The sequence below is a fragment of the Priestia sp. P5_B4 genome (assembly GCF_056400385.1).
In genome coordinates this window covers 1-7,263 of the sequence record NZ_JBFULJ010000143.1, presented here as the reverse complement: position 1 = coordinate 7,263, position 7,263 = coordinate 1, and the positions used below count along the sequence as shown (strand labels likewise).

The following is a 7,263-nucleotide window of genomic DNA, read 5'->3' as shown; positions in this document are numbered from 1 at the left end:
CAACAATATCACAAAATGCAGGGATATATGCTCCTCCAGCTGCTTTGTGGAAAGTAGGTTAAATAAGATTTGGCATAGGAAATAGCTTCTTCTTCAGAATAAGCTAACACATCTCCACATCCGCTAACGCTGCAGTGCATATGTGCTCCTCCCATTTCTTCTAGCGTAACCTTTTCTCCAATAACAGCTTCGGCCATACGCGGCGAACCTAAGTACATAGAAGCGTTTCCATCTACCATCACAACAATATCACAAAATGCAGGGATATATGCTCCTCCAGCTGCTGACGGACCGAAGAGCAAACAAATTTGAGGAATGACGCCGGAAAGTTTTACTTGATTGTGAAAGATCCGTCCAGCTCCTCGGCGGTTTGGAAACATATCTAATTGATCCGTAATACGCGCTCCTGCAGAATCCACTAGGTAGAGCAAAGGCACATGCAGTTTTTCTGCTACTTCTTGAATCCGAATAATTTTCTCTACTGTTCTGGCCCCCCAAGACCCTGCTTTTACAGTAGAGTCATTAGCCATTACACAAACCGTTTCACCGTTTACTTTCCCAATTGCAGTTACAACACCGTCTGCCGGCAATCCTTCAGCTTTATTATTTGCAAACATGCCGTCTTCTTCATATTTCCCGTCATCAAATAAAAGGGCTAAACGATCTCTTACAAAAAGCTTCTGTTGTGTTGCAAGTTTCTCTTTGTACTTCTCCGCGTTGCCACGCTCTACTTTTTGACGATTTTCATCATATTTTTTCTGAGATTCACCTGTATGTATCATGATATCTCTCCTTTATGAGTTATGAAATAGTCACCAAAACGTCGCCTTCGTTCACAAAATCCCCCACGGCTATATGGACAGTCTCTGCAATACCAGCTTGATCGCTTTCAATAGGAATTTCCATTTTCATAGATTCTAATACAACAACAACTTCTCCTTTGGCTACACTTGCACCTTGCTGAACAAACACATTAAATACCATGCCTGCCATTGTCGCTTTGATTTCACTCATTGTGGTGCTCCTCCTTTATTTAATACGGTTGATAATAACGATGTGTTATAGGTGCCTTTTTCATATAACTCTTCATTTAACAACTGCTTAAATAGAGGAATATTCGTTTTGATTCCCTCTACAACAGCTTCTGTAAAATATGATTTAGCTAGTTCAATTGCATTTGAACGCGTACGACCAGTAATAATAACTTTTGCAATCATTGGATCATAAAAAGGTGTAACCGCATTCATATCACTGTAGCCGCTGTCTACGCGCGCATAGGTTCGCTCCGGTAAGTGATAACCCGTAATTTTTCCCGGAGCCGGTAAAAAAGTAAACGGATCTTCTGCATAAATTCGAAATTCAATGGCATAGTTATTTGCTGCTATTTCCTCTTGCACACGTGGAAGCTTTTCTCCGCGCGCAGCTAAGATCTGCCACTTAACTAAATCGACCCCTGCAATTTGCTCGGTGATCGGATGCTCAACTTGCAGCCGTGTGTTCATTTCAAGAAAATAAAAATTTTCGTCTTCATCCACAATAAACTCCACCGTACCTGCATTATAATATCCGATTGCTTTAGCCGCTTGAACGGCTTGGTTTTGCATGGCTTGTCGCGTACTTTCTTTTAAAGAAAGCGCAGGGGCTTCTTCAATCACTTTTTGATTTCTTCTTTGTACGGAACAATCGCGTTCAAAAAGATGAACGACATTACCATGCTGATCTCCAAACACCTGTACTTCGATATGTTTTGCGTTTGTGATAAGCTTTTCAATAAACATTCCTTCTTGACCGAAATATGCTTTTGCTCTTGCTTTTGTGGAGGCATACACTTGTTTTACTGCTTCTTCGTTATCGCAGCGCACCATCCCAATTCCGCCGCCGCCTCCGCTTGCTTTTAACATAACGGGATATCCAATTAGTCTCGCTACTTTACAAGCCTCTTCAACTGACGTCACATCGCCTTCGCTGCCGGGGACAACAGGTACACCCGCTTCTTTCATCGCGGCACGAGCAGCAATTTTGTCGCCCATCATCGAAATGATTTTGGGAGAAGGACCGATAAAACAAAAACCTTCATCAATCGCTCTTTTAGCAAATGCACTATTTTCCGATAAAAATCCATACCCAGGATGAATGGCATCTACTTTTTCTTCATGACTAATTCGCAGCAATTCTTCTACATTCAAATATGACTTTTGCACAGGAGGCTCTCCAATTCGACGTGCTTTTGTAGCTGCTTGAACATAAGGAAGCTCTGCATCTGCATCGGAATAGACAGCCACCGTTTCAATGCCCATTTGTTTGCATGTATGAATAATACGAAGAGCAATTTCTCCTCGATTTGCAATCAGTATTTTTTTCACCTTTCTCTCCCCTTTCCTCAAATTTCTACTTTCCCCCATATAATTCTACAATAATTTTAAAACTCCTCTACAATTTTTGAAAACGCTTTCTATTTGAATCTCACTTTCCTTTTGCTTCCTTTCTAAAAAGTGATGCTTATAGTAATGTATTCTTCGTATTTAACTGAAAGAATTCATTTTTCCTCATGCGCATTAAATATTCATTCACCAATCATGAAAACAGAATATTTTGTATTTTTGTTATATAATATTAGATGAACGAACCAAGCCAGTTCGTTTGTCTAGCAAGGAGACATAACAAGGGGGATATGGGATGAATTACGAAGTGAAGCATTTAAAAATTAATTTTAAAACGCTAGAAGAGTTCAAGAAATTCAAAGAATATGGCATTCAAGAACTTTCAATGCTAGAAGAATTACATGCCAAAATTTCCGATAATGAAATAAATTCTCCGTTTTACGGTATTTATTTTGGAAATAGCTTAGTGGCTCGGATGAGTCTCTATAAGCGAAACAAACAGTACGATCAATATTTCGAGCCGCCTCAAACGTATATTGAAGTGTGGAAACTCGAAGTGCTCAGCGATTTTCAGCGCAAAGGATTGGGTCAAACGCTCGTTGAATACGCCAAATCCTTTCAATTACCTATCAAAACAAGCCCACGAGTAAAATCGAGTGATTTTTGGTCAAAAATGGGGTTCGTACCTGTAACATATGATATCGATCGTGATTTAGGAGAAAACCCTCTTATTTGGCTACCAAGCGGTGTAAGCGAACAAAAATAAACAGCTGATTTCCAGCTGTTTATTTTATATCTATGTGGTATATATGATCAACATGAAGTAGGGAGCATTCAAACTGTCGCTTTACTTTTGAACTTTTTCTAGATTTAAATTTTTATCCACTTGAAATTTCACTTTTCTACTTTTTTCATCCTCTTTTAATACAACCATTTTACGAGCCCTCTCCATAATTTCAATAAGAGCTTTATAGTCATCTTCCACAATTAACAAGTTGTTTTGCAAAGCTTTTTTTTCTTTTTCCAAAATCGTTACTTTCTCTTGTAAACGTTCAATCTTTTGCTGCAGTTCTTCATTAGCTTCGAGAAGCTCTGACGAGTGCCTTTGCCCTTGATCTACATTTTCTAAATATTTAATTACCTCATTAAGCGAAATATGTTTCTCTGCTTCCATATATGATAAGCGTGCAGGCTGCTCGTCATCTTTTGAAACAGTTCTTGCTTTTAATTCTTTTCTCTGTTTTTTCGCAAGATCAATACCAGTCTTGTATTGTTTGCGCACAAAAGAATTCCAGCGGAAGCCACAAGCTGCTGATGTTCGTGTAAGTTTCTTCCCCACTTCTTCAAATGCAGCTAGCTGAGTGCCACCTTCACGTATATGACGCAGTACAATTTCTGCGAGTAATAAATCTTCATCATGAGTCCATGCATCTTGACGAGAAGAAGTCATTTTTCTATCCCTCCTTATCCGTACTTATTAAATGAATATGCACCTACTAGATAAGATAGACTATTGTTCCTCTTCTCAATCAAGAAAATCTTTCATATACTTTGAAGCAAAATGGGAAACCCGTGATTCTTTCATCTTTCGCTTATTAACTATATTGCTATGGAAATGCAGTTCATAACTATGTTTTTTTAACGATGACCTTTTGAACTGCTTCTTCATGCTCAGGCGACTCCCACAATATCGAGCAGCGACGAATTTCTTGTTCCATCCGATTCCAAACCCGGCTTTGCTCCCATTTCTCAATAGCGATTTCTTTGTAAGCTTGCAATACCTGGGTCGGTTTATGAGTGATAGGGGCTAACCACTCCTCACACCTCATAGTTAGTTCTTTAAACGACGTGACATAGGAAAGAAATCCAATTTGCTTTGCTCGTTCTACTCCATACAGCTGAGCACTGTAGATCATTTCCATCGCTTCTTGATAACGCAGCTTTTCAAGAAGAATGGTTCCTCCTCCCCAGCCTGTTGTAATTCCTAAATTCCCTTGAATAAAGCCCATTTCGCTATGTGTTGCACTTATACGGAAGTCACATGCAATCGCAAGTTCACATCCTCCTCCAACCGATGTTCCATTCAAAAGGGCAACTGTGGGTTTTGGGAGTGTTAAAATCTCATAAAGAATTTTCCCCATTTTCGTTAACATTTGAGACGCCTCTTTCGAAGTCTTTAGCTCATGAAATATGCTTAAATCTCCTCCACTGCAAAATGCATCTGAACCAGCCCCTGTAATTACGAAAGCTTTTACTAACTGATCATGTTTCACATAATCTACAGCTTGCTGCAGTTCATTCATAACATCATAATCAATAGCATTACGCTTTTCAGGACGATTAATCACAAACGTAGCAATGCCTTGGCTTGTAGTAAACAGCTCGCTTTTTTTCATGCTTTTTCCTCCTTATAGACAAGGTATGAATCCTTTTACAACAGTAATTGTTTATTTAAAAAGAGTTCTTGTTCTATAAGAAAAATCCTTCTCTCCCAAAGGGTAGAGAAGGAAAAAAGGCAAAAAAAATAAAAGACCCTTTAAGAGGGTCTTTTATTTAAATAAGCAATTATTTGCTTACTACGTCATTTCCTTTGTAAGTACCACAAGCTTTACATACGCGGTGTGATAGTTTCATTTCACCACAATTTGGGCACTCTACCATACCAGGAACTTGTAATTTAAAGTGCGTACGACGCGTTCTTTTCTTCATTTTAGATGTTCTTCTAAAAGGTACAGCCATTATTCCCACCTCCTTAAAAGAATTTTAAAATCATATGAAGGCCCGAAAGCCGGATCTTCGCATTTTTATTTCTTTTTGTCTTTAAAGAAATTTTCGAGTACGGCTAAGCGGGGATCTACTTTTTCCTGCTTTTCTTCTTCGGTAACAACTTCCCAGTCTTTTCCTGACTGTGGAGCTGCTCCTGCCGCTTGCTGATTTTCACTAAATACCTGCAGAGGAATTTCAACAATAATTAACTCTTGAATCAAAGGTTGTAAATCAACCGTTTCTCCCTCTACAATGCGTACTTCAGCATCTTCTTCATAATCAGCATTCACATTCAATAAAAACGTTTCAGTTGCGTTAATTTCAAACGGATACGGAACGTCAACTAATGTACGAGCACAAGGCAACGTCATTTTTCCTGAAATTTTAAGGTGAAACGTTACTTTCGAAGAGCTAATGTCGGCTCTTCCTTTCACGTTTACATCTGACATTCTACGAATTTGAGGATCAGCATTCATAAACTCTTTGCCGTCAATCACTTCGTCAAATGTTAGACCTTTATTTTGCAACTGATACAATTGATGTATTGTCCATTTCATTGTTAATCACCTCAAGGCAACAAAGGTTATTATAGCTTTCACAAGATTATTTGTCAATATTTTTTCTTTACACTATAATGTACTTAAATATGCTTTTTTGTAAAAATTTCTTACTTTCATAAAAAAATGTTTTTAAAACAAAGAGCTAGACTAAAAATAATAAATTAAAAGGAGACATTATGCAAGCAGTTGGAATAATTGTCGAATATAATCCTTTTCATAACGGACACGCTTATCATTTGCAGCAAGCGAAACAACAAACCGGAGCAGATTGTGTGATTGCTGTGATGAGCGGGCACTTTTTGCAGCGCGGAGAGCCTGCTCTTGTATCAAAATGGTCCCGCACAAGAATGGCTTTAGCGGCTGGTGCAGACTTAGTCGTTGAATTACCCTATGCTTTTTCTACTCAAAAAGCTGAAACATTCGCAGGCGGCGCTATTTCTATTTTAGAATCCCTTCGCGCTGACTTTGTATGCTTTGGCAGCGAAAATGGCAATATTGACTCATTTACCCGCACCGCTGATTTGCTCGAAGCTCATGAATCAGAACTATCCGCTTTAATTCAACAAGAGATGAAAAAAGGGAACAGTTATCCAAAAGCAGCTTCCAATGCTTTCTTACAGCTTTTCACGGAGGCTCCTATTGATCTATCTCAGCCAAATAATGTGCTTGGAATGAGCTATGTAGCTGCCATTAAAAAACAGCATGCATCTATTAAACCATATACAATCACTCGAATTCAATCACATTATCACGATGATTCCCTGTCTTCCTCTTTTATTTCAAGTGCTACAAGCATACGTAAAGCTATTTTTGACAGCAGCAGCCATGGGGACCTGAGCAAGCACATGCCAGTTAGTACAGCAAATGAATTAGCAGCTTACAAGCAAGCACACGGACAGTTACATCATTGGGAGCATTATTTCCCATTTTTGAAATACAAATTATTAACTACTCCGCTTTATGACTTACAGCGTATTTATGAAATAGAAGAAGGTATTGAACATCGGCTCCTATCTTATATTTCTTCAGCTACTTCATTTGAAGATTTTTTAACAAATGTTAAAACGAAGCGATATACGAGAACCCGTTTACAGCGCATGTGCGTTCACCTTTTAACCAATACAACAAAAAGTGAGATGCAACAAGCTGATCCTTATATTCGCTTATTGGGAATGTCAAAGACAGGACAAGGCTATTTAAAAACGATTAAGAAAAAGCTGTCCCTTCCTATTGTATCCACTGTATCGCAATGTAAACTAAAAGAAATTGATACCGATATTAAAGCGACACATGTTTATAGTATGCCGTTTCAAGAGCCTCTGCGCTCTCAATTTATGAAACAAGAATACACGCAGCCTCCTATCATTTGGCCATAAAAAAATCGTCTGCAACAGACGATTTTTTTATGGTTTCAGCTTTTCCAAATACGTTACGGCGTCCGAAAATGAATCTACGGGTACAATTTTCATATCACTGTCTATTTTTTTAGCTGTCTTCACTGCTTCTCGGTAGTTAGAGCTCGCAGCCCCTTTTTCATTTGGTGCAAAGAAAATCTC

The 7,263-nt window shown here is 38.6% G+C and carries 8 protein-coding genes and 2 pseudogenes; 2 read left to right on the top strand and 8 right to left on the bottom strand.

Going from position 1 to position 7,263, the window contains the following annotated elements; all coding sequences use genetic code 11:
• Positions 1-41: 41 nt before the first annotated feature.
• The 3 genes and pseudogenes from AC1DRF_RS13065 to AC1DRF_RS13055 form a co-directional block, all read right to left on the bottom strand.
• Positions 42-782: pseudogene (locus AC1DRF_RS13065) on the bottom strand (carboxyl transferase domain-containing protein); the annotation flags it as partial.
• A gap of 19 nt (positions 783-801) precedes the next feature.
• A complete protein-coding gene (locus AC1DRF_RS13060) occupies positions 802-1,014 on the bottom strand; it encodes a biotin/lipoyl-containing protein (protein WP_013058971.1) in 213 nt (70 codons plus the stop codon).
• Positions 1,011-2,363 carry an acetyl-CoA carboxylase biotin carboxylase subunit gene (locus tag AC1DRF_RS13055; RefSeq protein ID WP_097824535.1) on the bottom strand — a complete coding sequence of 451 codons (1,353 nt, stop codon included), beginning with the start codon at positions 2,361-2,363 and terminating at the stop codon, positions 1,011-1,013. Before AC1DRF_RS13055 ends, AC1DRF_RS13060 begins: the two co-directional genes overlap by 4 nt.
• A 313-nt stretch (positions 2,364-2,676) precedes the next feature.
• Between AC1DRF_RS13055 and AC1DRF_RS13050 the strand changes: the two genes are divergently transcribed.
• A complete protein-coding gene (locus tag AC1DRF_RS13050) occupies positions 2,677-3,147 on the top strand; it encodes an N-acetyltransferase (RefSeq protein WP_097824536.1) in 471 nt (156 codons plus the stop codon).
• 81 nt (positions 3,148-3,228) lie between these two features.
• Here AC1DRF_RS13050 and AC1DRF_RS13045 read toward each other — a convergent pair whose 3' ends face one another.
• The 4 genes from AC1DRF_RS13045 to AC1DRF_RS13030 all read right to left on the bottom strand — a co-directional run bounded on the left by AC1DRF_RS13045 (position 3,229) and on the right by AC1DRF_RS13030 (position 5,704).
• Positions 3,229-3,831 carry an RsfA family transcriptional regulator gene (locus AC1DRF_RS13045; RefSeq protein ID WP_013058974.1) on the bottom strand — a complete coding sequence of 201 codons (603 nt, stop codon included), beginning with the start codon at positions 3,829-3,831 and terminating at the stop codon, positions 3,229-3,231.
• Positions 3,832-4,009: 178 nt separating this feature from the next.
• On the bottom strand, positions 4,010-4,777 hold the full coding sequence (locus tag AC1DRF_RS13040; protein ID WP_427075237.1) for an enoyl-CoA hydratase/isomerase family protein: 768 nt from the start codon (positions 4,775-4,777) through the stop codon (positions 4,010-4,012).
• A 169-nt stretch (positions 4,778-4,946) separates the two neighbouring features.
• Entirely contained in the window at positions 4,947-5,120 is a 174-nt protein-coding gene (gene rpmF, locus AC1DRF_RS13035; protein ID WP_013058976.1) for a 50S ribosomal protein L32, read from the bottom strand.
• Positions 5,121-5,185: 65 nt separating this feature from the next.
• A complete protein-coding gene (locus AC1DRF_RS13030; protein ID WP_013084865.1) occupies positions 5,186-5,704 on the bottom strand; it encodes a YceD family protein in 519 nt (172 codons plus the stop codon).
• 179 nt (positions 5,705-5,883) lie between these two features.
• Between AC1DRF_RS13030 and AC1DRF_RS13025 the strand changes: the two genes are divergently transcribed.
• Positions 5,884-7,083, top strand: a complete 1,200-nt coding sequence (locus AC1DRF_RS13025) for a nucleotidyltransferase (protein WP_097824537.1) — start codon at positions 5,884-5,886, stop codon at positions 7,081-7,083.
• A gap of 27 nt (positions 7,084-7,110) precedes the next feature.
• Here the strand turns inward: AC1DRF_RS13025 and AC1DRF_RS13020 are convergent.
• Positions 7,111-7,263, bottom strand: a pseudogene (locus AC1DRF_RS13020) (hypothetical protein); the annotation flags it as partial.